Origin of the sequence: Cobetia crustatorum (assembly GCF_000591415.1) — a bacterium.
Classification (GTDB): domain Bacteria; phylum Pseudomonadota; class Gammaproteobacteria; order Pseudomonadales; family Halomonadaceae; genus Cobetia; species Cobetia crustatorum.
Genome location: NZ_JEMF01000074.1, coordinates 49590 through 75296, shown reverse-complemented (window position 1 = coordinate 75296; position 25707 = coordinate 49590). Strand labels below are relative to the sequence as shown.

The window sequence follows — 25707 nt, the reverse complement described above, 5'->3', positions numbered from 1 at the left end:
CCCGCAGCTGCTCTCACGAGTGCCTGCGGGGCGCTTGTCTCTGGCAGTCTCGCAGCTGCGCACTGCGGTCGGGAATGCTAGGGTGTGGCTCCGGCCGCCACAGGGCAGCCACTTCCATTCGAGATGACGAGGACGTCGCATGATTGATGCCGTATCGGCGCTGGTCCGCGGGACCCGCATGGTCTATACCCCAGGGCTGCGTCGCTTCGTGTTCGTGCCGCTGGCGATCAACCTGGTGCTTTACAGCGTCACGCTGTGGCTGCTGTTCAGCCACTTTGGTGGCTGGATCGATTACTGGATGCTCAAGGTGCCTAGCTGGCTGGAATGGCTCAGCTGGTTGATCTGGCCAGTGTTGGTGTTGAGCCTGTTATTGGCCGTATTTTTCACCTTCAGTCTGGTGACCAATCTGATTGCTGCGCCCTTCTACGGCATTCTGGCCGAGAAGGTCGAGCACCGTCTTGATGGCACTCTGATCGAAGATGACCGTGGCTTGATGAAGATCGGCATTGATTCGCTGAAGCGTGAAATGGCCAAGCTGGGTTATTTCATTCCCCGCATGATCGCGCTGTTCATCATCGGCTTCATTCCGGGCCTGAATCTGATTTCGCCGCTGCTATGGGGCTTGTTCTCGGCCTGGAGCATGGCGATTCAGTACCTCGACTATCCGATGGACAATCATCAGGTCAGCTTCGGTGACATGAAGCAGCGCCTCAAGGCGCGCTGGTGGCCATCACTGACCTTCGGCGCGGTGGTCTTTGTCGTCACGTTGGTGCCGCTGGCCAATCTGCTGTTCATCCCCGGTGCCGTCGCTGCTGCCGTGTTGATGTGGCAGAGCCACTATCGTCAGTTGCCTGCGCCGGTGTGATAGCGGCTGGCAGGTGTGGTGACATGCAGTAATAAGTGCAGCGATAGATGAAAACAACAACGCCGTAGTGGCCTCATCATGAGGTGGCTACGGGGCGTTGTTGTTTTTGCAGGACAGGAGAGGGGTTTGCGAGCCCCTCATCTGGTATCCGGCGTACAGCGGCGTGATGCCGGGAAACGGCATCGGAAGCGTGCCCCTTCACCGGGATGGCTATCGATGTCCAGATGGCCCTGATGGCGGATCAGCACATGCTTGACGATGGCCAGTCCAAGGCCGGTACCGCCCGTGGCCGTGCTGCGGCCCTTGTCGATGCGATAGAAGCGTTCGGTCAGGCGCGGCAGGTGCACGGGGTCGATGCCATCACCGTCGTCTTCGACTTCCACCACCAGGTCGTCTGCGGTTGCATGCCAGCGCAGGGTGATATGACAGCCTTCTGGAGTGTAGCGTACGGCATTGAAGACCAGGTTCGAGATCGCGCTGCGCAGCTCCTGCTCCTCACCGCATAGTGACAATGTGGCATCTGCCTCCACTGAGAAGGTGTGGCGCCCTTGTGAGAGTCCCGCTGCATCTTCGCGGATCTGCTCCAGCAATGCTGGCATGTTGAGGCAATGCCCTTCGCCAGACAGCTCATCCGTCTCCAGCCGCGATAGGGTCAGCAGGTCTTCGACCAGATGCTGCATGCGATCGGTCTGGCTCTGCATCTGCCCAAGACCACGCTGCCAGCGCGGTGGCAAGTCGCTGGCATAGTCGCTGTAGGTTTCCAGATAGCCCGCCAGCACCGTCAGCGGTGTGCGTAGCTCATGCGAGACGTTGGCCACGAAATCGCGACGCATCTCTTCCAGTCGATAGAGACGCGTCACGTCACGTGCCATCACCAGCCGCTCATTATCGCCGAACAAGGTAATGGATACCTGAAGAATCAGGTTGTCCGACAGCGGTGACTGCAGTGTCAGCGGTTCGCGATAGTCGAGGCGATTGAAGTAATCGATGAAAGCGGGGTCGCGCAGATAGTTGGTGACGTGCTGGCCGCGATCATGACTGACCTTGAGGCCGATCAGCTGCTCTGCGGCGCTGTTCCACCACTCCATGTCACCGTGGTTATCCAGCATCACCAGGCCATCACGCATCGCCTCCGAGGATTCCTGAATACGGTTGAGGATACTGCGCAAGCGCTCCTGTGCCTTGCGCTGGCCCTTCTGGTAGCGATACAGGCGATCGAGCAGATCTCCCCATACGCCATCACCGGGCGGGGGTTCTTCGTGGGGATTGGTGATCAGCCAGTGATAGAGACTCTTGAGATGGCGAAGATGCACGAACAGATACAGCGCCAATCCCAGCGCCAGCCCCCAGCCGAGAAAGCCGAGCAAACCACCAATCAGCCCGAAGCCACCGGCCAGATAGCCGAGTCGCCATAGCTCGTTTGTCCAGTAGCGCATCCGCGCCTCAGGCCTGGGCGCTGAAGCGGTAGCCGGTACCACGCACGGTCTGAATCAGGTGCTGATGCCCTTCGCCCAGTGCCTTGCGCAGACGGCGGATATGCACATCCACGGTGCGTTCCTCGACATAGACATTGCCGCCCCAGACCTGATCCAACAACTGACTGCGCGTGTAGGCACGCTCCTGATGGGTCATGAAGAACTGCAGTAGCCGATATTCAGTCGGGCCGACTTCCAGCGAGCTGCCGTGTGCCGTGACGCGATGGCTGGCGGGATCAAGCATCAACCCTTCAACTTCCACTGCTTCTTCGATGCCCTTTGGGGTCGTGCGGCGTAGTACGGCCTTGAGACGAGCCACCAGCTCGCGCGGCGAGAAGGGTTTGGTGATGTAGTCGTCGGCGCCCGCTTCCAGACCCTGAATCTTGTTGTCTTCCTCGCCCTTGGCGGTCAACAGGATGATGGGCAGCTCGGCGGTGGTCTCGTCACGCTTGAGGCGGCGTGCCAACTCAAGTCCGCTGGTGCCTGGCATCATCCAGTCCAGCAGCAACAGGTCAGGCTTTTCATCGACCACGATGGCGTGGGCGTCCTGGGCATTATCAGCTTCCAGTACGCGGTAATCTGCCATTTCCAGTGCGACGGCGATCATCTCGCGTATGGAGGATTCGTCGTCGACAATCAGTACGGTCTTGGAGCTCATCGCTAAATCCCATGCAGCAGTCGGCGCAGGCGCCAGAATGACAAGTCGATGACGATTACACCCCGCTTATATGACAGTGGGATGACAGTGGCCAGCATGGCAGCTTGCAAGTCTGGCTGCCAGCAGGCCTCTCAACCGTGGTAAGCAAGGCGTACCGGGGGTTAGAGCGTCGGCCAGGTGGCCAGCACGATACCGACGAAGATCAACAATCCCGACCAATGATTATTGAGAAATGCCTGGAAGCACGGACCGCGTTCGCGCTCATGAATCAAGCACTGTTGCCAGGCGAAGGTAGCTGCTGCTGCCGTCAGGCCCAGCCAGTAGAAGATTCCCAGCGCCAGGTGCAGGCCGATGCCAATCAGCACCGCCAGCATGCCCAGTTGCAGTAGGCCGATCATCAGCTTGTCGGCACGGCCAAACAGCACGGCGGTAGATTTGATCCCGACTTTGAGATCATCATTACGATCTACCATGGCGTACGCGGTGTCGTAGGCCACGGTCCACATCAGGTTGGCAGCGAATAGCCACCAGCCGTAGCTCGGTACGTCTTCCAGTGTGGCAGCGAAGGCCATCGGGATCGCCCAGCCGAAGGCCGCGCCCAGCACGACTTGCGGCAGATGATGGAAGCGCTTCATGAACGGATAGCTGGCCGCGAGCAGTACTGCGACGATGGACAGCAGCACGGTGGTCAGATTGGTGAAGCACACCAAAATGAAGGATGCCGCGACCAGCACACCGAACAGCGTCAGCGCCTCGCGTTCCGAGATGCGCCCTGAGGTCAGCGGTCGGTCGCGCGTACGCTCGACATGCTTGTCCCAGTGGCGGTCGGCGTAGTCGTTGATCACGCAGCCTGCCGCTCGCATCAGATAGACCCCTGCCATGAAGATCAGCAGGGTATTGCGCTGTGGCAGGCCATCAGCCGCCAGCCACAGTGCCCAGAGCGTCGGCCACATCAACAGCCAGGTACCGATCGGACGATCAAGGCGAGTCAAGGCGAGGTAGTCGGCCAGTCTGGATGGACGAGCAGCGGGCGAAGTGGATGAAGCGGACATCAGGACTCCTGGACGGACGATGCAGAGTGAAAGTGGGCGCGGAGCAAGACTTGTCAGAGGCCGAGAGCGGCTGCAAATTCCGGCGTGAAGCCTTCCTGTACCAGCACGCGGAAGCGTCCATGCGAGAACATCGAACGGCGCATCCACACGCTGCCGACAGTGGCCATGGCCTGCTGGCTCGAGAGGCGTAACGGCGAACGACTGACATCGATGGCGCTGCGCTCCAGGTCCGGCTGGCGGAATAGCCAATGCCCCAGAGAACGCTCACCGAGCGTCGAGAGACGGTGACCATGCGCGAGATCCAGCGCTGCCAACGAACGGGCAATCACCCACGGTGTGTTGCCGTGACACAGCGCGACCTCGCGGCGCCAGACATGTCGCCGGCCGCTGACTCCCAACAGGCGGGCTTCGTCACAGCGGGCTGGGCCGGTGTCTTGCAGCAATAGTCGCACACGCAGGCCGACACCATCGCTTGCCCGCATGGCGCTATCAAGGCGCTGGGTCAGCGAATCGCGCGAGGACAGCCATGGCCACCATCCCGTAGGCATCACGCCGTGCAAGCCTGCTGCCGGTTGCCAATGGCGACGTGGTGTAGAGACATTGCTCGCTATCGGCAGCTCTGTTGCGGATTGACCGCTGGCTGCCGCGAGGCGATTGAAGCGCGAACCGTCGTGCGCTGCCGATGGGAGTGGTGGCATGGAAACGGTAAGCGAAGGAGAGTGACAGACCACGATGAATTCCCTGTCAGGGTGACAAGAGGCGAGTCTAGCATGCTCGGACAAGCGCGCCGTCCTCATCATCTTGGCGGTACATCGGCAGCAGTCAGGCAGATCAACTCGGCTCAGCATGTGGCATGCCGAGGATAGTGGCAGGCTGGTATGCTGTGACTCCCTAGCCTTCAGATCGACTTCAGGAGACGGCACCATGCGCGACCCCCGCACCCTTGTCATCATTGGTACTGGCATGGCCGGTATCGGTCTGGCCCGTGCTTTGCGTGCCCGTGACGAGGACAGCCGGCTGATACTGATCAGTCAGGACAGCGGCCATGACTACTCCAAACCGCTATTGTCGACGGCTTTTGCCAAGGGGATGACGGCTGAAGCACTATCGCGACAGGCACCGGTCGCGCTGGTGGATGAGCTGAATGCAGAGCTACGCACTCATCAGCGCGTGACAGTCATCGATACAGCGAGCCGGCAGCTGTGGCTCGGGGAAGAATGTCTGCATTACGATGAATTGGTGCTGGCGGTCGGTGCCGCACCGCACCGGCCCTTTCCGGTTGAGGCTGCTGCCGCATCGCGCGTGATGAGCATCAATGACCTGGATGACTATGCCGCCTTCAGCGCCGCACTGACGACGGCTTGTGAGCAAGGCGAAGCGGGACATGTAGTGATTGTCGGCGCTGGCCTGGTGGGTTGTGAATATGCCAATGATCTGAGCGCTGCTGGGCACTCCGTCACGCTGGTGGCGCCGGAAGAGACACCGCTGGATGGTCTGTTGCCTCAGGCGCTCGGGCAGCGGCTGGGCAAGGCGTTGGACGGCATTGGTCTCAAGCGTCTGCAGGGTGAGATGGTCGAGTCGATCACGACGCATGCAGACGTTACTGCGCCGATCGCGGTTCACTTGCAGAGCGGTCAGCAGTTATCGGGCTCGCTGGTACTATTGGCCACTGGGCTCGCGCCGCGCATTCGCCTGGCGCAGGAAGCCGGCCTGAGCGCAGGCGGTGACGGCATCCGCGTTGATCGTCATCTGGCGACCTCGCAGCCTCATGTCTGGGCATTGGGTGACTGTGCGAGTGTCGAGGGCGTCAATGCCATGTACGTTCAGCCGCTGCAGATGGCTGCGCGTACCTTGGCTGCGAATCTGTGTGGCGAGAGAAGCGTGCTCGACTGGAAAGCCTGGCCGGTGCTGGTCAAGACACCTGCTCTGCCAGTGGTAGCTTACCCACCGCGCACGGCGGTGGCACGCTGGGAAATCAGTGGCGAAGGCGATGATCTGGAAGCGCGCGCACTGGATAAAAACGAACGCTTGATCGGATATGCATTGACAGGCGCCGCCGTACGCCGGAAAGTCGAGCTAGCGCGGCAAGCGCCGCCATTGTTAGGCTAGGGGCGTCATGGCCGATGGTCGCAAGCCCCTTGCTGTCAGCGCGGTCAGGCACGATAGTGAAGATTCCGCCAGAGAGAGTGCCGAGCGGACATCGTATGACGCGTTACTGTCGTAGGCCGTCATCCAGCGGAAAAGTTCACGGGTGACGAATCGTGTCAGAGCCATGCGTTATCGCTAGCAAGAGCAAGAACAACAATGAAATCGGCGGCTTAGCCGCCCGTGCATAATGCCAAACCAGGAGGGCTTTTCATGCGCAAGCCAGAACTCGCTGCGGCCATCGCCGAGCGTGCGGACCTGTCCAAGGACAAGGCTAGTCAGGTGCTGAACGTGATTCTCGACGAAATCACTCACACCGTCGCCAAGGGCAATGATGTATCACTGATCGGTTTCGGTTCATTTACCGTGCGCCAACGCGCGGCACGTACAGGCAAGAATCCCCAGACAGGCAAGCCGTTGACGATCCCCGCCAGCAAGACGGTGGCCTTCAAGCCAGGCAAGTCGCTGAAGGATGCGGTGACCAAGTAACGCTGGCACGCGGCGACGCGCCCTTGCTGAGAGTCATTGACGATGCCATCGGCTCCGCCTTGCGGGTCCGATGGCATTTTCATGTATTGCTCGGCGACCGCCAGTCGTTGACTCCCCTGTTGTTCAAGGAATGACGCCATGAAGCTCAAGATACTGCTCTGGGTACTGGGCCTGCTGCTCAAGCGGGCTTTCAAGCGTGACCCCGAGTTCCGGGCGCAACTGGAAGCGCGCTCGTTGGACTGGGGCGTCGCGACGGAGAATCTGAGTATTGCCCGCCACTATCGCATGTCAGAGGCCGGTATCACGTCAGCCCCCGGCCTGCCTGTGGATACGGATCTAGAGCTACGCTTCGCTGATAGCGACAGTGCGATTGCCTTCCTGCTCAAGCCATCGCCCCGCGCTTTCTTGCAAGGGCTGATTGATCAGCGTGTGCGATTGGTCGGTGACTCTGCTCAGCTCAATCGTTTGCAGTCACTGCTCAAACGCATTCGCTAGCGAGTGACCTGCGCGATGTGAAAGCCAAATAAAACGCCCCGCTGATCAAACCAGCGGGGCGTTTTTTGTCATGTGCAGAGCGGCTGGCTCACAATAGCTGCTTGAGCCCTGGAATGCCGTCGAGTACCTGATCAACCACACCATCGCCGGCTTCTTCGCGTGCATAGGTGAGAGTTTCATCGGCGACACCACGCGCTTGGTCCATGCTCAAATCCAGCCCCATCAGCTTCTGGCCCAGCGCCATGGCGCCACCACCGCCCGTGAAGGCACTGGCGGCCCCCATCAAGCCGCTCAGCAGGCCACCGCCATCGGAATCATCCTCTCCTGCACTGCCTATCAGGCCTTCAGCGCCCGGGATTGCATTCAGCAGTGATGCTGCCGGGCCATCGGGACCTTGTTCACGGATAAATTTGAGAATCGTGCCGATCGCCTGTTCGGCAATGTCCGGTGATAGACCAAGAGAGCCAGTGACGCGTTCGATAAGGGGATGCATTGAGAGTCTCCATGACAGTCAGTGAAGGTCGTTGGTGCCATGTCAGGGTGCCACGATTGATGGCGTGTGCCGCTCACGGGGCTACCAACGCAGTGGAGATCGAGCAGTGCTCGGACGCGGCTCGACAGGATGATATGCTAGCGATATAAATCTAAAGTCTAATGCGCGGCTCGGCGCTCTTGTCACGGAACACTTCATGACTCATTCCCTTTGGCACTCCCTTCTGCATTCGTTGCGTCGCTTATGGACGCTGGATGCCTTCAGTTACTCTCTGCGCATGCTGATCGCGTTGGGCGGTGTGATGGGGGTCGGTTTCTGGTTCGATGAGATGGCGCTGGTGATTCCGCTATTTCTCGGCGTGATTGCCTCGGGACTGGCTGAAACCGATGATCACTGGCGCGGCAGATTACGAGCACTAGGCATGACGCTGGCGTGTTTCAGCATTGCCTCAGTGTCGGTAGAGCTCCTGTTCGGCATGCCGGTACCCTTTGTGATCGGACTGGCGCTGGCGACCTTCTCGATGATCATGCTGGGCGCGGTGGATGCCCGTTATGGCGCCATTGCGCGGGCATCGCTGATTCTGGCTGTCTACACCATGATCAGCCTGGAGCAGCAGCACGGCGATGGCAGTATCGCCTTGTTGGAGCAGAGCTTGCCGTCATGGCTGCGCGAGCCGGGCCTTGGCATCAATCTGGTACAGCCGCTGCTGCTGGTGATCGGTGCGACCTGGTACGGCCTGTTGTCGGTGCTGTGGTGCGCGCTGTTTTCACGTCAACCACTCAAGCACAGCATGGCGATGCTTTATCGTGAGCTGGGCCGCTACCTGATTCTCAAGGCGCAATTATTCGAGCCGCTGCGCAATGTCGATCAATCCGCGCGTCGTCTGGCACTCGCCGAGCAGAACGGCCGCGTGGTCGTGGCGCTCAATCAGACCAAGGAAATGGTATTCCGGCGACTGGCCGGTCGGCGTGATACCACCAAGCTGGACCGCTATCTGCGGCTCTATTTCATTGCTCAAGATCTGCATGAGCGTGCCAGTTCCAGCCACTACCCCTACGGTCAGCTGACGGATGCCTTCTTCCATCACGACATCCTGTTCCGCTGTCAGCGGCTATTGGAGCAGCAGGGCCGTGCCTGCAAGGGGCTGGGGAAGGCACTGCTGATGCGCCAGCCGTTTGATGCCAGCGACAGCCAGCAGGCATTGGAAGACCTCAATGCCTCTTTGAACTATCTCAAGCAACAGCAGCGACCGGAATGGCAGCACTTGATGCAGGCACTGGAAGGACTGACCAGCAATCTTCGTCTGATTGAAGGGCAGATCGCGCGATTGAGTGATCTTGAAGCTGTGACACATGAGAGCGATAACAGCCTGTTTGATCGCTCTCCGAGTGGTGCCAAGGACATTGTCGAGCGCATTCGCAACCATCTGAATACGCGCTCCCCCATCTTCCGTCATGCATTGCGACTGACGGCCACGCTGGTTGCCGGTTATGGCGTACTGTTGGCCGTGCACCCGACACAGGGTTACTGGATTCTGCTGACCGGACTATTCGTGTGCCGTCCTAGCTACGGGGATACCCGCCGCACGTTGGCACAACGGATACTCGGTACCTTGGTCGGGCTGGTGGCAGGCTGGGCGTTGATCAGTCTGTTTCCCTCCCCCACCATGCAGGCCGGTATTGCGGTCGTTGCGGGGGTGCTGTTCTTTGCGACCCGTGGCACACGCTACACACTGGCGACGGCTGCCATCACCTTGATGGTACTCGCCTGCTTCAATCAGGTAGGGGATGGCTTCGATCTCATCTGGCCGCGACTGTTTGATACGCTGGTGGGAGGGCTGCTGGCGGGGCTTTCGGTCGTGCTGATTCTGCCGGATTGGCAAGGGCGCAAGCTCTATCGACAGGCTGGTATCAGCCTCAAGACCAGCGGCCGTTATCTGGGCGAGGTATTGTCGCAATACCGTCATGGCAAGCGCGATGACCTGGCCTATCGCCTGGCGCGGCGCAATGCTCATAACGCCGATGCTACCTTTTCCAATCTGCTGGCAACTGCCCGCAAGGAGCCAGGCCACTTCCGGCGCGATGTAGAGCCGGGCTTCGGGTTCCTGCTGCAAGCACACACGCTGCTGGGGTATCTGTCCGCACTGGCGGCACATCGTGGTGAGTTGGAAGCGACGGCGGCCGCCAGTAGCGGGATCAAGACGCTATTGCATCATGGCGATCTTCTCAGCCAGCAGTTGACGGCGCTGGGCGAGCAGCTGGAGGCGGGAGAAGATGTGGTGCTGACGTTGGATAGTGAAGGTGAGGCGGATGCTCTGGATAGCGAGGCCGAGCAGATTGAAGCTGCCAGCGGACGTCAGGCCGCGGCACAGCTGGCCTTCATCCTGCGTCAGCTCAAGCCGTTGGAGGCAGCTGCCGAAGCATTGATCAAGTCCAGTCGCGCCAGCTGACACCAGTGTTGGGCACGCCGGTGGCTGAGCGAAAAAGAGGACTGATGGCGAAGGCCACAGTCCTCTTTTCGTTTAGATATGCACTTAAGCTGCGGCGTACTTAAACCGCACCGTATTGACCCGCCGCTTCGCCCAGCCAGCGGCGAATCAGTGGCTCAGCGGCCTGAGGTGCCTCATTCAGCAATGCATCTGCCAGCGTGGTCGTGATAGCGATCAGATCACTGTCACGTTCGAGGTCAGCGATCTTCATGTTGGCAAGGCCGGTCTGGCGGGTGCCGAGTACCTCGCCAGGCCCGCGCAGCTCGAGGTCTTTCTCGGCAATCTTGAAGCCGTCCGTTGTCTCACGCATCACGGCCAACCGCTGCTTCGAGTTCTGCGACAGCGGTGGATGGTAGAGCAGCACGCAGAAACTTTCGGTGCTGCCGCGCCCGACCCGTCCGCGTAGCTGGTGAAGCTGCGACAGGCCGAGCCGTTCAGGATTGTCGATCACCATCAGACTGGCATTGGGGACATCGACCCCGACCTCGATCACCGTGGTGGCGACGAGCAAATCGAGTACGCCATCCTTGAATTGCGCCATCACCTCGGCTTTCTCGGCGGCTTTCATGCGGCCATGGATCAGCCCGATGGACAGTTCAGAGAGTGCCGTCGTCAGCTCGTCACGCGTGACCTCGGCAGCCTGACAGGTCATCACCTCTGATTCCTCGATCAATGTGCATACCCAATACGCCTGACGACCTTCGGCACAGGCAGCGCGGATGCGCTCGATCACCTGTGGGCGCCTTGGGTCGGCCACCGCGACGGTCTGCACCGGAGTGCGCCCCGGCGGCAGCTCGTCGATCACCGATAGATCGAGGTCTGCATAGGCGCTCATCGCCAGCGTGCGCGGAATCGGCGTCGCGGTCATGATCAGCTGATGCGGTGTCAGGCCACCGGCTTCCCCCTTCTCGCGCAAGGCGAGACGCTGATGCACACCGAAACGGTGCTGCTCATCGACAATCGCCAATCCCAACCGCTGGAAAGTCACATCGGCCTGAAACAGTGCATGCGTGCCGACCACCATACGTGCACGGCCATCGGCAATCGCAGCCTTGGCATCCAGACGCGCTTTGCCCTTGAGCTTGCCCGCCAGCCACGCCACCTCGATGCCCAGTGGTTCAAGCCACTCGCGGAAGTTGCGATAGTGCTGCTCGGCCAGAATCTCGGTGGGTGCCATCAGTGCAGCCTGACAGCCACCGCCAATCGCGATCAGCGCTGCCATCGCGGCGACGACTGTCTTGCCTGAACCGACATCACCCTGTACCAGCCGCAGCATCGGGATCTCGCGCGCCAGATCACGCCGCACCTCATCGAGCACACGCCGCTGGGCGCCGGTCAGTGAGAAGGGTAGCTGGGCGAGAAAGCGTGCACTCAGGCCGCCCGTGGCAGTCAACGGCGGCGCGCCATCCTTCTGAATGCGTGCTCGCACCTGACGCAGGCTCAGCTGATGCGCAAGCAACTCTTCCTGTGCCAGGCGTCGCTGACTGGGATGCACGCCGTCGCTCATCTGATCGATGGGCGCATCCGGTGGCGGTTCATGCAGAAAGCGTAGGCACTCGATTACGCCCGGTAGACGGAAACGAGTGCGTAGCACTTCGGGAATCAGGTCCGGCAGGTCTTGCGGCGCCTCTTCCAGCTGCTTGAGTGCCTGTGCGATCAGTGCCCGCAAGCGTACCTGATTGAGGCCCTCTGTGGTGGGGTAGATGGGAGTGAGATGGTCTTCCACCGGTGCCGCACCCTGTCCGATCAGACGGTACTCCGGATGGTAGATTTCAAGCCCCGTCGCCCCCGCGCGCGCTTCACCGAAACAGCGCAGTGTGAAGCCACGCTGAAATTGCTGCTGTTGAGCGGGCGAGAAATGGAAGAAGCGTAGACTGAGAATGCCGCTGCCATCGCGCAGACGCACCAATAGGCTGCGCCTGCGTCCTGCAACGACATCACAGGCGGTCACCTCGCCCTCGACCACGGCTTCCATACCGCTTTTGAGCGTACCGATGGGTGTGACACGCGTGCGGTCCTGATAGCGCAACGGTAGATGGAACAGCAAGTCCGCAACGCGCTCCAATGCCAGTCGCGACAGCTTCTCGCTCAGTGCTGGGCCCACGCCTGTGAGGCTATCCAGTGGCTGTGCCAGCGCCCCTTTGGCGAATACGCCGGCGCTGGCAGGCCCGGTATGCGTGGCATCCGTGCCTGCCTTACTCATATGGTTTCGATGCTCATACGGTGTCGTTGCTCGGAGCGGGAGATGTCTGCCCGTGCAGGCCATTCTCGTTACTGTGACGCGCGCGATTCTGGCACTCGGCGATTGATTGGCTGATCACGTCGATGGCCTTGGGGCGCGGGAAGCTGGCACGCCAGGCGAGCGCTACGCTGCGGCTGGGCGCGGGGTCCTTGAAGGGACGTGTTTCGAGCACGCCGGCCTCATAGTGGCCGGTACCGGTCGCGGAGTAGGGCAATACGGTAATACCAAGTCCGGAGGCTACCATGTGACGAATGGTCTCGAGTGAGCCGCCTTCGGCGATCAGGGTGTTCTCGGGATTGTTGATCTGGTGGCCGATGGCGGGGCAGGCTTCCAGAATCTGGTCGCGGAAGCAGTGGCCCTCGCCGAGCATCAGCAGGCGTTCGCTGATCAGCTGCTCCTTGGCGATGGACTCCTGTTCCAGCAGCGGATGACCTGACGGCAGCAGCACCTCGAAGGGTTCTTCATACAGCGTCTTGGTCAGTACGTCGGTTTCGGTGAACGGCAACGCGATGATGATCACGTCCAGCTCACCGTTTCTGAGCTTGCGCCGCAGATCACCGGTCATGCCTTCTTCGATGTAGAGCGGCATTTTCGGCGCGCGGCGCGTCAGTTCCGGTACCAGGTGCGGGAACAGGTAAGGTCCAATGGTATAGATGGCGCCGATGCGTAATGGGCTGGAGAGCTGATCTTTACCGGAGTTGGCCAATTCCTTGATCACGCTGGACTGTTCCAGCACGCGCTGGGCTTGCTGAACGATCTTCTCGCCGAGCGGCGTGACCTGTACGGTGGACTTGGAACGCTCGAACAGCGCGACTCCCAGCTCCTCTTCCAGCTTCTTGACGGCCACCGACAGGGTGGGTTGCGAGACAAAGCAGCGCTCTGCGGCGCGTCCGAAATGACGCTCCTGAGCCAAGGTTACGACGTAGCGGAGTTCTGTTAGAGTCATTATTCCTGCCCGGAACTGGCATCCTGGGATGCGGTGGGTACCGATTCGTTTTACCAAGGAGCATGGCAAAGGTGAAGAAGACGAGTCTCATCCTCGGTTGTGGCGATGTTGGCAGCGCGCTCGCACGTGAGCTGCTCAAGGCCGGTCAGCATGTCATCGGTGTCAGACGCGATGTGTCATCACTCGCTGATCTCGGCATTGAATCGCTGGCGCTCGACATCACTGCCGAAGGCGCACTGGCCAGCTTGCCAGATGCCGACACGGTGGTACATGTGTTGAGTGCCGACCGTTTCGACGAAGATGCTTATCGTGCCGCCTATGTCGACGGTATTCGTGCTCTGGTCACGGAGCTCGAGTCACGCGCCAATCCGCCGACACGTGTGCTGTTCGTGTCCTCAACGTCCGTCTATGCCCAGAAAGAGGGTGAAGAGGTCGATGAGCAATCCATTACCGACGCTACCAGTTTCTCTGGTCAGTTGATGCGTGAGGGTGAGCAGGTACTGCTCGACTCCTCGCTCAACGGCACCGTGGTGCGCTTCTCCGGCATCTACGGACCGGGCCGCGACATGCTGATTCGCCAAGCGCGTGATGGGCGTATTGCCGCCAGCAACCCCCCACTGTACTCCAACCGAATCCACCGCGACGACTGCGCCGGTGTACTGGCGCATCTGATTGCGCTGAGCCTGGCAGGCAAGCCGGTACAGCCTATCTATCTAGGCACCGACTGCGATAGCGCGCCGTTGCATGAAGTGATGGCGTGGCTGGCGCGTCAGCTCAAGGTCGAGTCGACTCAGGTCATCCAGTCGCCGCTGCGGCGGCGTTCCAGCAAGCGCTGTGGCAATGCCCAACTGCTTGCCAGTGGCTACACCTTCCGTTACCCGACCTACCGTGAGGGCTATGCCGAAGTGCTCAAGGAACATGGCGTGAATGTGGCCGACAGTGAGCTGTCCGGCGCCTGAGCAACTCTAGACGCCGACACATGACTTATCCACATGCGGTTGCCGCGCTCATGGCACGCACCGGGTGTGGATAAGTGGATGGGCCATTAATAGACAATGCCCGCCTCGGGACTCCGGGGCGGGCATTTCTGCTTCTACTGCATCATTTCTGCTGCATCGTCTCTGAAGTTCTCGTCATCAGTGGTTGATGGCGAGCGTCAGAGGATCAGTCACCGATGACCATCACGCCTTCTGCCTCGAAGGCCACGCCCTTGGGCAGTGCCTTGACGCCCACGGCGGCGCGCGCCGGGAACGGGGCGCTGAAGTACTCTTCCATCACCGCATTGACGCGTGCGAAGTCGTCGAGATCGGTCAGATAGAGGTTGAGCTTGACGATATCGCCCAGCGTGCCAGCCGCTTCTTCGCATACAGCGCGCAAGTTGGTGAACACCTGATGTGCCTGTGCCTCGATACCGCCTTCAACGACTTCCATCGTCTTCGGGTCCAGCGGAATCTGGCCGGACAGGTAGACGGTGTTGCCGGCCTTGATGGCCTGGGAATAGGGTCCGATCGCGGCCGGGGCCTTGTCGGTATTGATGATCGCGCGATTGCTCATGACATGCTCCTTGTGACTGTCCGGAAGCGCAGGGCGACCGGCAGTGAGTTGCGATTGTGTTTGTAAGGTATCGCCATCCTCGGCGATATCGGGTGTGAGCCCGAGATGTCCAGACGCTGCTCTATGGCAGCTTTGGCATGGCGTCATGTTTGTCTCTGCACAACAAGCGCCATGCCTTGAAAACAAAAGCCGCGCCGCCCGCACATGGCGGACGGCGCGGCCAGTCATTCGATCAGCTGATGACGCGGGTGATTCGCTCCACGTGCAACAGGTTACGCATGCGTTTGATGATGCGTGCCAAGTGAATACGATCGCGCACGGCCAGAGTCAGATTGACGATGGCGAGGTGTGCGTCACGCTCTTCGATACCGATACGTTCGATATTGGCTTCGGCATCGGTGACCATCTCGGCCAGCTCGGCAATCAGGCCACGCTGCGTCTGGGCTTCAATGCGCAGTGCCACGGTGAAGTCGCCTTCGACCTGCTCGGCCCACGCCAGCGGGAAGACCCGCTCAGGGTCGCCGGCCAGCTCGGCCAGGTTGCTGCATTCTTGACGATGAACCACCAGTCCCTTGCCAGCCGATAGATGACCCATGATGGGCTCACCGGGCAGTGGGTGGCAGCAGCGTGCATAGCTGGTCACCATGCTATCGCCGCCGCTGACTCGCATCGGGCCTGTACCATCGATCTCCGGATGGACGTTGCCATCCTTGGCCGAGAATTCCTGACGATTGACGTTCTGCGGCGCGCCGTCACTCAGTAGCTGCTGGGCGACGCTGTAGGCAGCACGCGTGCCAAGACCGATGGCCTCCAGCAGGTCGTCGCGTCCGCCCGTTAGCTCCAGCTCTGTTGCCAGTGCGTCAAGACGTTGTGTTGGCAGCTGTTCAAAGTTCAGCTCCAGTCCGGCCAGTGCCTTGATCAGCAGGCGTTGGCCCAGTGCCACGGATTCACTGCGCTGCTGATGCTTGAGGTAATGGCGAACGGCCGAGCGTGCCTTGGCGGTGGTGACGAAGTTGAGCCACGCCAGATTGGGCTTGGCGCCCGGTGCCGTGATCACCTCTACGGTCTGGCCGCTTTCCAGCGGTGACGACAGCGGTGCCAGATGACGGTCGATGCGACAGGCGATGCAGCTGTTACCGACATCGGTGTGCACGGCATAGGCAAAGTCGACGGCAGTCGCGCCACGCGGCAGCTCCATGATGTCGCCCTTGGGGGTGAACACATAGGTGTCGTCGGGGAAGAGGTCGTTCTTGACGTGCTCGATGAACTCCAGCGAGTTGCCCGCATGGCGTTGCATCTCCAGCAGTCCACGCACCCATTCTCGCGCACGGGCATGGCTGCCGGCCCCGATGGGACGATCCGTCTGGCCAGCCTTGTACAGCCAGTGCGCCGCGATGCCATTGTTGGCCATCGCTTCCATCTCACGGGTGCGAATCTGCACCTCAATGGGCATGCCGTTCATGCCGAACAACGTGGTATGCAGGCTCTGATAGCCATTGGCCTTGGGGATCGCGATGTAATCCTTGAAGCGCCCCGGCACCGGCTTGTAGAGGTTGTGCACCACGCCGAGAATGCGATAACAGCTGTCCACGTCATCGGTGATGATGCGGAAGCCGAACACATCCATCAGTTCATTGAAGGGTTTCTGTTGATCGCGCATCTTGCGATAGATGGAGAGCAGATGCTTCTGACGGCCAATGACTGAGCCGGGTAGCTGGTCCCGTTCCAGCGCATTTTGCAGGCTGGCCTGAATCTCGCGCATCAGCGTACGACGATTGCCGCGTGCGGCGGTGACGGCCCGCTTGATACGTTCGGAACGCATCGGATACAGCGCCTGGAAGGAGAGGTCTTCCAGCTCGACCCGAATGGTATTGATACCGAGGCGATTGGCGACCCGTGCGTAGATCTCGAGGGTCTCGCGTGCGATGCGACGTTTCTTCTCCGGACGCAAGGCCCCGAGCGTACGCATGTTATGCAGGCGGTCTGCCAGTTTGACGATGATGACGCGAATGTCCTGAGACATTGCCAACACCATCTTCTGGAAATTCTCGGCCTGTGCGACAGCCTTGTCTTCAAAGGTGATCTGCGTCAGCTTCGAAACACCATCGACAAGCGCAGCCACTGGCTCGCCAAATTGGGTCGCCAGTGCCTCGAAGGTGACACTGGTGTCTTCGATGACATCGTGCAGCATGGCCGCCATCAGGCTCTGATGGTCCATGTGCATATTGGCGAGAATGTTCGCCACCGCCAGCGGGTGGGTCACATAAGGTTCGCCGGAACGCCTGCGCTGGCCATCATGGGCCTGCTCGGCGTAATAGAAGGCGCGCCTAACCTGACGGATCTCTTCCTCGGGAAGATAACCGCCCAGGCGGTCTGCCAGGTCATCGATCGTGAACATTCAGCGCCCTTGGTTCGGGGGAATTCCGGGCCCGCACCTCAGGTCTGGCGTATGGCCACGTGAGAGGTGCGGATCAGCACACATGCAGGCAGCGGAATGAGCCTGGGCTCAGTCCTCGATCTGCGGCAGTACCGGCTTGCGCTGAATCGGCGCTTCAACCGGCTCGTTCAGGATGTCGCGGCTTACCAGACCAGCGGCCACTTCACGCAGGGCCAGGACGGTCGGCTTGTCGTTTTCCCACGGAAGCTGGGCATTGCGGCTGCCACGGGCCAGCTGACGGGCACGACGGGTAGAGACCATTACCAGCTGAAAGCGGTTATCGACGTGTTCGAGGCAATCTTCAACAGTAACGCGAGCCATGGCGGAGTACCTGTAAATAGCGGGAGAATTCGAAAGATGCAGGCGTCGTGCGCAGCTGGATGCCAGCCAATCAGGGAGAGCGCGTAAGCGACGACTCACCCATGTACCTGACAGTATCTTGCACACGACGCAATCACAATGCCGCTGCGCCAGCCCGCCAGGGGCGAGACAGCGCAGCGGCCAGTTGTTCTGAAAGGGAATCGAGTCTACTCGACGGCCTTGTGGCGTGACAAGTACGGCGCTTTATGCGGCGCCACCGCTCACGTTGCGTGCACAATGCGCCTACAGCGATAGTCCATGCACGGGGCTTTCATTCCGCCAGTAGCGACGCGAGCAGTGCTGTCTGCTCGCGTTGAACGCGCGTGAGGCGGGCACGCTCAGCAGTAACCAACCCGCAGAGTTCATCGAGAGCTACGTCGAAGTCGTCGTTGATGATGATCAGACCGTACTCATCATAATGTGACATCTCACTGACAGCATCGCGCATACGGCGATCAATGATGTCGGCGCCATCAGTGCCACGACCGGATAGACGTTCAAGCAGCGCTTCACGTGACGGCGGGAGGATGAAGATGGAAACCGCTTCCGGCACTTGGTTGCGTACCTGCTGAGCACCTTGCCAATCGATTTCCAGAATCACGTCTTCGCCTGCGGATAGACGTGCCTCCACGGCGGAGCGAGAGGTGCCATAGAAGTTGTCGAAGACTGGGCGTGCTCGAAGAAGTCGCCTTGTTCGATCATGGTCTTGAAGTGATCGACGTCTACGAAGTGGTAGTTGACGGTGTTCTGCTCACCCGGACGCTGAGCGCGAGTAGTGTGCGAGACGGATACGCCGATGCCGTCCATGCGCTCCAGCAATGCCTTGACCAGCGTGGTCTTGCCGGCACCGGAGGGCGCGGAAATGATGTAGAGCGTGCCACGCGCGGTGCTGGCCACAGAGGAGAGTGCTGATGATGTCGAAGACATGGAAGAGATCCGCTTGCTGTCGCTGAATCGGCGCATTATCGCATAATCTGTACCGCTTCTGCTGCACACGACAGCGGTGTGAGTCCGTGGTAGAACCCGCGGCAAGAGAGGGTGTTGCACCGTGGGCACCAGAGTTGTCGTTGCATGGTGGCTGTGTCGATGCCACGTTATCTGCAACAATGGTCGTATACTTTAGTGAATACGCAGCGACCCGAGAGCAGGAATCCCAAGAGATTTCACTCCCGAGCATGCCATCGGTTATCCGTGACGCGCGCCATCCTCCTTAGCCATTCGGCTCTGGACGGGTGCGCGCGGCCTTTTGGCTTGTTGTTGGCGAACGTCGCCTCGCTTCCCTACCCTCGGTTTTCAGGAGACCCCGACATGCCTGCTTCTCACGTTGCGCGACACCCGCGCATGGCCGAATTGGCGCTGGCGCTTGGCGCCTTTGCCATCGGGACCACGGAATTCGTGATCATGGGCCTGATGCCCAATATCGCGGATGCCTTCAGTGTCAGCTCGCAGCAGGTGGGCTACGCCATCAGCGCCTATGCGATGGGTGTAGTAGTCGGTGCTCCGCTGATTTCGGCGCTGGGAGCTCGCCTGCCGCGCCGCGGCCTGTTGATTGGCCTGATGCTGCTATTTGCCATCAGTAATGTGGCGAGTCTGTTGGCACCTTCGCTTGCGAGCTTTGCGGCGCTACGCTTCATTGCAGGGTTGCCGCATGGGGTTTATCTCGGTGTGGCAGCATTGGTCGCAGCAGATGCTGCCCCTGTCGGTGAGCGAGGGCGAGCCGTTGGCCGCGTGATGATGGGCCTGACGGTGGCTATTCTGGCTGGGGCACCGGTCGCGACCTGGATCGGCAGTCTGTTTGGCTGGCACGCCGCCTTCATTGTGGTGGGCATATTGGCGCTGATCACGGCTGCGCTGGTACGTAGCTTCGTGCCGTATCAGCCGGGCAATCGGCATGCCACACCGTTGACCGAGCTGGCCGCGCTGATCAAGCCGCGTGTGCTCTATACCCTCGGGATTGCCTGCATCGGTTTTGGTGGCATGTTCAGTGTCTACAGCTATGCCGTGCCGACGCTCAATGCGCAGGCAGACTTAGCTCCCACACTGGTGCCGATGGTATTGGCAGTGTTTGGTGTGGGTACCATCCTGGGCAATCTGGTCGGTAGCCGCGCGGCGGATATCGATCTGATGCGCACCATTCCAGCACTGTTGATCTGGAGTGCATTGGTTCAAGGGGGCTTCTACTTCGCCGCCGATGGTGTCTGGAGTGGTCTGCTGTTTGTTGGGCTGGTCGGCACGGGTGTTGGCCTTGCGCCAGCACTACAGATGCGATTGATGGATGTCGCAGAAGACGCTCAGACGATGGCCGCGACGCTCAATCATGCCGCCTTCAACATCGCCAACGCACTGGGTGCCTGGTGTGGTGGTCTGGCCTTCGCTTATGGGCCGAGTCATTCCACCATCGGTCTGGTCGGTGTCGTGATGGCCTTGGCGGGTCTGGGAGTCTTCCTGATGGGCCAGCGCCATGAGCGCCGTCAGCTGATGACTGCCTCAGCCTGAGAGTTGCCTGCACGGATTGAATGCCGAGCAATAAGGATGCTGGGCAAGAAGAAAGAACGCCGCCCCTTGGGGCGGCGTTTTGCGTTGGGCGCGTGTGGTCGTCAGCTGCGCTGGCGCGCCCGTGACGGTGACATGCCGAAGTAATCGCGGAAGCAATGACTGAAGTGTGTCGTGCTGACAAAGCCACACGCGAGCGTCACCTCGGTAATGCTGGCATTGCCTTGTGTCAGTAGCTGGCGGGCCCGTGTCAGGCGCAGCTCGAGATAATGACGCGAGGGTGTGGTGTCGAGATGCCGGGTGAAGAGGCGCTCGATCTGACGGCGTGACAGTGTCACATAGCGTGACATCTCACTCATGCTCAACGGCTCTTCGAGATTGCTGCTCATCAGCGTGAGAATGGTACGTAGCGCTTCTGGCAAATGGCTGTCAGGGACTGGCAACTGCTGCTCGACGTGCCAGGCACAGGGCTGAGCGGGCCGATCGCAGGCCAGAATCTCCTCGACACTGCGTGCCAGATCATCTCCCAGCCGCTGGCGCATGGCTTCCAGCATCATGTCCAGCGCACTGCCTGCACTGGCGCTGGTGAAGCGTGCGCCTTCAACGACCAATGGCGCGCAGGACAGCTCCAGTTGCGGAAATGTCTCGCTGAATAACGCCACATTCTCCGGATGAATGGTGCAGGTGTGGCCTTCCATCACACCGGCCTCGGCGAGGAAATAGCTACCGTTCCATAGACTGCCTAAGCGACAGTCGTGTTGAGCCGCTCGACGCAGTGCCTCATTGAGAGTGGGCAGCGTTTCCAGCCGTACGCGATAGCCGCCGCAGACCACGACCAGATCAACCTGCGCATGAAGCAGTTCGGCCAGCTCGCCTCCCACCATGATGTCGATACCCAGGTCGCTACGTACGCTGCCGCCCGTCACTCCATATGTCTGCATACGATAGAAGGGCATCTCACGCAGCAGATTCGCCGTGACCAGAGCATCCAGTGCCGTGGTGAAGGCTGGCATCGAGAAATGCTCCAGCAGGATAAAAGCCACATTCAAGGGGCCTGCTCGCGGGCAGTCCACATCCTGCAGCAGACGCTGATTACGGAGTTTCATTGAAGGAGTGAAGTCGCGGCGGCGTGAGTCGGTCATGGTGGGTGGCTAACGTGAGCAGTGGCAAGAAGTGGTGAGCAACACGGCTTCACCGTAGCACCTTGTGGATGGCAAGAGGCGAATGTTTGCATTGATTCGTTGGCCGCGCCATTTGCCACTCAAGTGTTACGTCGTGAGGCTGAATGTAAAACGTACGTGGACTTGCTGAAACATCCGGTTATCTAGGCGTAAAAACATAAGCTTACGTTGAAGTCATGACTGTCATGGCTGGTAGACTGCGCGGCCTTTTGTACGATGGCCGAGGCTGAACATGATGGATACCTCCCGGACTTCTCCGTCCGGAACCGTGACACAAGCAGTACCGGATGCGAGTGCCACTCCTCAGCACGGCGGGCTTGATTGGCCTGTTTTCATCATCAGTGGTGGCGCCATGGCAGTGTTCGTCATTGCCGCACTGATCAATCTCGAGGGTGTTTCGGCACTGATCGAGCACGCATTTGATTTCTCGACGACTTACTTCGGTGCTTATTGGCAGGCGCTGATGATCGTGACCTTCCTCGTCGCCGTCGGCATGACGTTTGGCCGGACGGGTCGGGTGGTGCTGGGAGGGCTGGACAAGCCGGACATTTCCACGCCGCGTTGGATGGCCACTATTCTGTGCACCCTGCTGGCCGGCGGTGGTGTGTTCTGGGCGGCCGCTGAGCCCATTGCCCACTTTACGTCGCCGCCGCCCGTGTTCGGGCCTGATGCCCCAGTCGGCAATATCGATGCCGCCTACAATGCACTGGCGCAGAGCTTCATGCATTGGGGCTTTCTTGGCTGGGCTGTGCTTGGCAGTTTGACCGGTGTGGTCTTCATGCATCTGCATTACGAGAAAGGTTTGCCGCTCAAGCCTCGTACGCTGCTCTATCCGCTGTTCGGTGAACGCGTCATGCATGGCCCCATCGGCACGCTGGTTGATGTCTGCTGCGTACTGGCGGTTATCGCGGGTACCGTGGGACCGGTCGGTTTTCTCGGCATCCAGCTCAGTTACGGGCTCAATGCGTTGTTTGGCATTCCGGATACCTACGCGACCCAGCTGGTGTTGTTGGCCATCCTGACCGTCGTCTATACCTTGTCAGCAGTGAGTGGCGTGACGCGCGGCATTCAATTCCTGAGTAGCGCCAACGTGTTGATCGGTGGCGCGATGCTGCTGTTCATCGTGATCATGGGCCCGACGGAATTCCTGCTCAAAGCCTTCCCGCTGGGCATGGTGGATTACCTGAAGCACATCGTGCCGATGGCCGTCTTTCGTGCTGACAGTGGCTGGTTGGATAGCTGGACACTGTTCTTCTGGGGCTGGTTCATCGGCTTCGGGCCGCTGATGGCGATGCTGGTGGCGCGTATCTCGCGTGGCCGCACGCTGCGTCAGATGGTATTGCTGATCACCATTCTGTCGCCGCTCGCGACCTGTGTGTGGTTCACCATTCTCGGCGGCAGCGGATTGGCCTTCGAGCTGGAGACACCTGGCAGTGTCTCTGGCCCGTTTACTGGCTTCAATCTGTCGGCAGCATTGATCGCCATCACTCAGCAGCTACCGTTCGGCTTCATCATGTCGGTACTGTTCCTGATTCTGTCGGCGCTGTTCGTCGCCACGACAGGTGACTCGATGACCTATGCCATCTCGATGGTGATGAGCGGTCACGACAACCCGCCGCGCGGCGTACGCGTATTCTGGAGCTTGATCATGGGTATCGTGGCCGCACTACTGATTTCGATGGGGAATGGCGGCATCAATGCACTGCAATCCTTCATCGTCGTCACTGCCGTACCAGTATCATTGGTGCTGCTGCCAAGCTTGTGGAATGCACCGCGCATTGCGCGCCAGATGGCACGTGAGCAGGGGCTCTAGAGGCGGATGTGACGCTAGACGTTAGCTTCTGTGAGAGTAACGCCGCCCTTGATGGGCGGCGTTTTCGTTGTGGGGCATACATTCTCATGAGCAAGTCGACATCACGTCATGGATAGCGCGGTAAGCGCTATCAAAGTGTTACGTCACGAGGGTGAATGTAAAACACGCGTGGGATTGCTGATACGCCGCGTTACACGCGTGTAAAAACAATCGGCTGTATCATATTCCATGACTTCAAGGCTGATAGACTGCGCCGTCACTCAGATCATGCCTAGAGGCTGACTAATGACGGATACCTCCCGGACAGCATCGTCCGGTCCTGCAACACCCGAAGAATCTGATGCCGATTCTGGCCCCCTGCGTGGCGGGCTCGACTGGCCAGTCTTCATCATCAGTGGCGGTGTATTGGCATTGTTTGCCATCGCTGCACTCGTTGATCTCAAGGGTGTCTCCGCGCTTATTCAGAGCGCTTTCTCCTTCTCAACTCACTACTTCGGTGCCTACTGGCAAGCGCTGATGCTGGCGACGTTCGTCATCGCCATCGCGCTGACCTTTGGCCGTACTGGCCGTGTGCGTTTGGGGGGATTGGCAGCCCCCGACATTTCCACCCTGCGCTGGATGGCCATCATTCTGTGCACGCTGCTGGCCGGTGGTGGTGTGTTCTGGGCAGCTGCTGAGCCGATAGCTCACTTCACTTCGCCGCCGCCTGTGTTCGGTGCTGATGCACCGACGGGCAATGTAGATGCCGCGTACAACGCACTCGCACAGAGCTTCATGCACTGGGGCTTTCTGGCTTGGGCAATGCTCGGCAGCCTGACCGGCATCATTTTCATGTATCTGCACTACGAAAAGGGTCTGCCGCTCAAGCCGCGCACGCTGCTCTATCCGCTATTCGGTGACCGTGTCATGCGGGGCCCCATCGGCTCACTGGTCGATGCCTGCTGTGTACTGGCAGTCGTCGCCGGTACCGTAGGGCCGATCGGCTTCCTCGGCTTGCAGGTCAGCTATGGTCTCAATGCGCTGTTTGGCATCCCTGATACCTACGCGACCCAGCTGGCGCTGCTGGCAGTGCTGACCGTCATCTACACTCTATCCGCCGTGAGCGGTGTGACGCGCGGTATTCAGCTGTTGAGCAGCGCCAATGTCCTGCTCGGTGGTGCGTTGTTGCTGTTCATCCTCGTCATGGGGCCGACAGGCTTTCTGCTCGACGCCTTCCCGCAGGGTCTGACGCGCTATGTCGGTAACTTCGTCTCGATGGCGGCCTTCCGTGAAGACGGCGGCTGGCTGAATAGCTGGACGTTGTTCTTCTGGGGCTGGTTCATCGGCTATGGCCCGCTGATGGCGATGTTCGTGGCGCGTATCTCGCGTGGCCGTACTCTGCGTCAGATGGTGCTGTTGATCGCGGTCGTTTCACCGCTGATCACCTGCCTGTGGTTCACCATCATCGGCGGCAGCGGGTTGGCGTTTGAATTGAGCAACCCGGGCAGCGTCTCCGGCCCGTTCACCGGCTTCAACCTGCCGGCAGCGCTGATCGCCATCACCCAGCAACTGCCGTTCGGCTTCACCATCTCGGTGCTGTTCCTGGTGCTGACCACGCTGTTCGTCGCCACCACCGGTGACTCGATGACCTACGCGGTCTCGATGGTGATGAGCGGCCACGACAATCCGCCGCGCGGCGTGCGCGTGTTCTGGAGCCTGATGATGGGCGTGGTCGCGGCGCTGCTGATCTCGATGGGCGATGGCGGCATCAATGCGCTGCAATCCTTCATCGTCGTCACCGCCGTGCCGGTGTCACTGATTCTGCTGCCCAGCCTGTGGAACGCTCCGCTGATTGCCCGCCGCATGGCGCGCGAGCAGGGCGTCTGATCGGCTCACACGCTCGCAAGCAATAATGCGCGTCTCGCACCATCAAAAACGCCGCCCCGAGGGGCGGCGTTTTTGTGTCTGGCGATCAGTCGTCAGTCATCAGACGCTGACGTTCAGCGTCACATCGATGTTGCCACGCGTCGCGTTGGAGTAAGGGCACACCTGGTGCGCCTTCTCGACCAGCGCATCCGCCTCGGCCTTGTCCATGCCCGGCAGGCTGATGTCTAGCTCGACTTCGATACCGAAACCAGCCGGAATCTGGCCAATACCCACCTTGCCCGTCACTTCCAGACCTTCCGGCAGCGTCACATCATCGGTGCTGGCAACGTGCTTCATGGCACCGATGAAGCAGGCAGAGTAACCCGCCGCAAACAGCTGCTCCGGATTGGTGCCTTCACCGCCACCGCCGCCCAGTTCTTTCGGGGTGCTCAGCGTAATGTCGAGCGCGCCGTCAGAAGAACGGGACTTACCTTCACGACCACCTGTCGTAGTGGCTTCTGCACGATACAGCACTTGTTCGATGGACATGCCTGACTCCTTGAGCATAAGGCCCTCAGCTGAGGGGTGAAAACAAGATGGTGCCTGTTGGGCAGAGTTTCAATTGCCGTTTAGGGGGGGAGGCTCCGTGCCGCTTGTATCGCCTTGGCGCATGCAT

Annotated in this window: 21 protein-coding genes and 1 pseudogene; 9 read left to right on the top strand and 13 right to left on the bottom strand. The window is 60.1% G+C overall.

All coding sequences use genetic code 11. The features are described 5' to 3' along the window. Nucleotides 1-139 precede the first annotated feature (139 nt). Nucleotides 140-865 carry a sulfate transporter CysZ gene (cysZ, locus tag BF12_RS0114205; protein ID WP_024952849.1) on the top strand — a complete coding sequence of 242 codons (726 nt, stop codon included), beginning with the start codon at nt 140-142 and terminating at the stop codon, nt 863-865. 137 nt (nt 866-1002) lie between these two features. On the opposite strand, the gene phoR is transcribed toward cysZ, so the two are convergent. The 4 genes from phoR to BF12_RS0114185 all read right to left on the bottom strand — a co-directional run bounded on the left by phoR (nt 1003) and on the right by BF12_RS0114185 (nt 4832). Then, on the bottom strand, nt 1003-2301 hold the full coding sequence (gene phoR, locus BF12_RS0114200; protein ID WP_024952848.1) for a phosphate regulon sensor histidine kinase PhoR: 1299 nt from the start codon (nt 2299-2301) through the stop codon (nt 1003-1005). 7 nt (nt 2302-2308) lie between these two features. Further along, nucleotides 2309-2998, bottom strand: coding sequence for a phosphate regulon transcriptional regulator PhoB (phoB, locus tag BF12_RS0114195; RefSeq protein ID WP_024952847.1), 690 nt, complete (start codon nt 2996-2998; stop codon nt 2309-2311). A gap of 161 nt (nt 2999-3159) precedes the next feature. Beyond that, nucleotides 3160-4050 (bottom strand): 4-hydroxybenzoate octaprenyltransferase, encoded by an 891-nt coding sequence (ubiA, locus tag BF12_RS0114190; protein ID WP_024952846.1) that lies wholly within the window; start codon nt 4048-4050, stop codon nt 3160-3162. Nucleotides 4051-4103: 53 nt separating this feature from the next. Continuing rightward, a complete protein-coding gene (locus BF12_RS0114185) occupies nt 4104-4832 on the bottom strand; it encodes a chorismate--pyruvate lyase family protein (protein ID WP_248623726.1) in 729 nt (242 codons plus the stop codon). 142 nt (nt 4833-4974) lie between these two features. On the opposite strand from BF12_RS0114185, the gene BF12_RS0114180 reads away from it, so the two are divergent. The 3 genes from BF12_RS0114180 (at nt 4975) to BF12_RS0114170 (ending at nt 7179) form a co-directional block, all read left to right on the top strand. Continuing rightward, entirely contained in the window at nt 4975-6159 is a 1185-nt protein-coding gene (locus tag BF12_RS0114180) for an NAD(P)/FAD-dependent oxidoreductase (protein ID WP_024952844.1), read from the top strand. Nucleotides 6160-6408: 249 nt separating this feature from the next. Next, on the top strand, nt 6409-6684 hold the full coding sequence (locus tag BF12_RS0114175) for an HU family DNA-binding protein (RefSeq protein WP_024952843.1): 276 nt from the start codon (nt 6409-6411) through the stop codon (nt 6682-6684). A 138-nt stretch (nt 6685-6822) separates the two neighbouring features. Beyond that, the gene (locus tag BF12_RS0114170; RefSeq protein ID WP_024952842.1) at nt 6823-7179 is read left to right on the top strand and encodes a hypothetical protein; all 357 of its coding nucleotides are present in this window, start codon (nt 6823-6825) and stop codon (nt 7177-7179) included. Nucleotides 7180-7267: 88 nt separating this feature from the next. On the opposite strand, the gene BF12_RS0114165 is transcribed toward BF12_RS0114170, so the two are convergent. Continuing rightward, nucleotides 7268-7672, bottom strand: coding sequence for a DUF2780 domain-containing protein (locus BF12_RS0114165; protein WP_024952841.1), 405 nt, complete (start codon nt 7670-7672; stop codon nt 7268-7270). Nucleotides 7673-7868: 196 nt separating this feature from the next. Between BF12_RS0114165 and yccS the strand changes: the two genes are divergently transcribed. Further along, a complete protein-coding gene (yccS, locus tag BF12_RS0114160) occupies nt 7869-10121 on the top strand; it encodes a YccS family putative transporter (protein WP_024952840.1) in 2253 nt (750 codons plus the stop codon). A 100-nt stretch (nt 10122-10221) separates the two neighbouring features. On the opposite strand, the gene recG is transcribed toward yccS, so the two are convergent. After that, the gene (gene recG / locus BF12_RS0114155) at nt 10222-12363 is read right to left on the bottom strand and encodes an ATP-dependent DNA helicase RecG (protein ID WP_024952839.1); all 2142 of its coding nucleotides are present in this window, start codon (nt 12361-12363) and stop codon (nt 10222-10224) included. A 13-nt stretch (nt 12364-12376) separates the two neighbouring features. Continuing rightward, nucleotides 12377-13348: a hydrogen peroxide-inducible genes activator gene (locus tag BF12_RS0114150; RefSeq protein ID WP_024952838.1), complete on the bottom strand. Its 972-nt coding sequence runs from the start codon at nt 13346-13348 to the stop codon at nt 12377-12379. Nucleotides 13349-13419: 71 nt separating this feature from the next. On the opposite strand from BF12_RS0114150, the gene BF12_RS0114145 reads away from it, so the two are divergent. Then, nucleotides 13420-14307: an NAD-dependent epimerase/dehydratase family protein gene (locus BF12_RS0114145; protein ID WP_024952837.1), complete on the top strand. Its 888-nt coding sequence runs from the start codon at nt 13420-13422 to the stop codon at nt 14305-14307. A 205-nt stretch (nt 14308-14512) separates the two neighbouring features. Here BF12_RS0114145 and BF12_RS0114140 read toward each other — a convergent pair whose 3' ends face one another. From BF12_RS0114140 to gmk, 4 genes and pseudogenes are all read right to left on the bottom strand, one after another. Continuing rightward, nucleotides 14513-14902 carry a RidA family protein gene (locus BF12_RS0114140; protein WP_024952836.1) on the bottom strand — a complete coding sequence of 130 codons (390 nt, stop codon included), beginning with the start codon at nt 14900-14902 and terminating at the stop codon, nt 14513-14515. Between the two features lie 232 nt (nt 14903-15134). Next, on the bottom strand, nt 15135-17300 hold the full coding sequence (locus BF12_RS0114135; RefSeq protein WP_024952835.1) for a RelA/SpoT family protein: 2166 nt from the start codon (nt 17298-17300) through the stop codon (nt 15135-15137). Nucleotides 17301-17408: 108 nt separating this feature from the next. Continuing rightward, nucleotides 17409-17660 carry a DNA-directed RNA polymerase subunit omega gene (gene rpoZ, locus BF12_RS0114130; RefSeq protein ID WP_024952834.1) on the bottom strand — a complete coding sequence of 84 codons (252 nt, stop codon included), beginning with the start codon at nt 17658-17660 and terminating at the stop codon, nt 17409-17411. 310 nt (nt 17661-17970) lie between these two features. Next, a pseudogene (gmk, locus tag BF12_RS20315) lies at nt 17971-18626 on the bottom strand (guanylate kinase). A 381-nt stretch (nt 18627-19007) separates the two neighbouring features. Here gmk and BF12_RS0114120 point away from each other — a divergent pair. Continuing rightward, a complete protein-coding gene (locus tag BF12_RS0114120) occupies nt 19008-20195 on the top strand; it encodes an MFS transporter (protein WP_024952833.1) in 1188 nt (395 codons plus the stop codon). A 101-nt stretch (nt 20196-20296) separates the two neighbouring features. Here the strand turns inward: BF12_RS0114120 and BF12_RS0114115 are convergent, their stop codons facing one another. Further along, nucleotides 20297-21334, bottom strand: a complete 1038-nt coding sequence (locus BF12_RS0114115; protein ID WP_024952832.1) for a GlxA family transcriptional regulator — start codon at nt 21332-21334, stop codon at nt 20297-20299. A gap of 274 nt (nt 21335-21608) precedes the next feature. On the opposite strand from BF12_RS0114115, the gene BF12_RS0114110 reads away from it, so the two are divergent. Together BF12_RS0114110 and BF12_RS0114105 are read left to right on the top strand one after the other, a co-directional pair. Beyond that, on the top strand, nt 21609-23186 hold the full coding sequence (locus tag BF12_RS0114110) for a BCCT family transporter (RefSeq protein WP_024952831.1): 1578 nt from the start codon (nt 21609-21611) through the stop codon (nt 23184-23186). Nucleotides 23187-23471: 285 nt separating this feature from the next. Next, a complete protein-coding gene (locus tag BF12_RS0114105) occupies nt 23472-25052 on the top strand; it encodes a BCCT family transporter (protein ID WP_024952830.1) in 1581 nt (526 codons plus the stop codon). A gap of 99 nt (nt 25053-25151) precedes the next feature. Here BF12_RS0114105 and BF12_RS0114100 read toward each other — a convergent pair whose 3' ends face one another. Then, entirely contained in the window at nt 25152-25580 is a 429-nt protein-coding gene (locus BF12_RS0114100) for an organic hydroperoxide resistance protein (protein WP_024952829.1), read from the bottom strand. Nucleotides 25581-25707: the final 127 nt, after the last annotated feature.

Bases quoted from the DNA above. Each gene is read 5' to 3' on its own strand.
- cysZ (WP_024952849.1), top strand. From the start codon at position 140: ATGATTGATGCCGTATCGGCGCTGGTCCGCGGGACCCGCATGGTCTAT.
- phoR (WP_024952848.1), bottom strand. From the start codon at position 2,301: ATGCGCTACTGGACAAACGAGCTATGGCGACTCGGCTATCTGGCCGGT.
- phoB (WP_024952847.1), bottom strand. From the start codon at position 2,998: ATGAGCTCCAAGACCGTACTGATTGTCGACGACGAATCCTCCATACGC.
- ubiA (WP_024952846.1), bottom strand. From the start codon at position 4,050: ATGTCCGCTTCATCCACTTCGCCCGCTGCTCGTCCATCCAGACTGGCC.
- BF12_RS0114180 (WP_024952844.1), top strand. From the start codon at position 4,975: ATGCGCGACCCCCGCACCCTTGTCATCATTGGTACTGGCATGGCCGGT.
- BF12_RS0114175 (WP_024952843.1), top strand. From the start codon at position 6,409: ATGCGCAAGCCAGAACTCGCTGCGGCCATCGCCGAGCGTGCGGACCTG.
- BF12_RS0114170 (WP_024952842.1), top strand. From the start codon at position 6,823: ATGAAGCTCAAGATACTGCTCTGGGTACTGGGCCTGCTGCTCAAGCGG.
- BF12_RS0114165 (WP_024952841.1), bottom strand. From the start codon at position 7,672: ATGCATCCCCTTATCGAACGCGTCACTGGCTCTCTTGGTCTATCACCG.
- yccS (WP_024952840.1), top strand. From the start codon at position 7,869: ATGACTCATTCCCTTTGGCACTCCCTTCTGCATTCGTTGCGTCGCTTA.
- recG (WP_024952839.1), bottom strand. From the start codon at position 12,363: ATGAGTAAGGCAGGCACGGATGCCACGCATACCGGGCCTGCCAGCGCC.
- BF12_RS0114150 (WP_024952838.1), bottom strand. From the start codon at position 13,348: ATGACTCTAACAGAACTCCGCTACGTCGTAACCTTGGCTCAGGAGCGT.
- BF12_RS0114140 (WP_024952836.1), bottom strand. From the start codon at position 14,902: ATGAGCAATCGCGCGATCATCAATACCGACAAGGCCCCGGCCGCGATC.
- BF12_RS0114135 (WP_024952835.1), bottom strand. From the start codon at position 17,300: ATGTTCACGATCGATGACCTGGCAGACCGCCTGGGCGGTTATCTTCCC.
- rpoZ (WP_024952834.1), bottom strand. From the start codon at position 17,660: ATGGCTCGCGTTACTGTTGAAGATTGCCTCGAACACGTCGATAACCGC.
- BF12_RS0114120 (WP_024952833.1), top strand. From the start codon at position 19,008: ATGCCTGCTTCTCACGTTGCGCGACACCCGCGCATGGCCGAATTGGCG.
- BF12_RS0114115 (WP_024952832.1), bottom strand. From the start codon at position 21,334: ATGACCGACTCACGCCGCCGCGACTTCACTCCTTCAATGAAACTCCGT.
- BF12_RS0114110 (WP_024952831.1), top strand. From the start codon at position 21,609: ATGGATACCTCCCGGACTTCTCCGTCCGGAACCGTGACACAAGCAGTA.
- BF12_RS0114105 (WP_024952830.1), top strand. From the start codon at position 23,472: ATGACGGATACCTCCCGGACAGCATCGTCCGGTCCTGCAACACCCGAA.
- BF12_RS0114100 (WP_024952829.1), bottom strand. From the start codon at position 25,580: ATGTCCATCGAACAAGTGCTGTATCGTGCAGAAGCCACTACGACAGGT.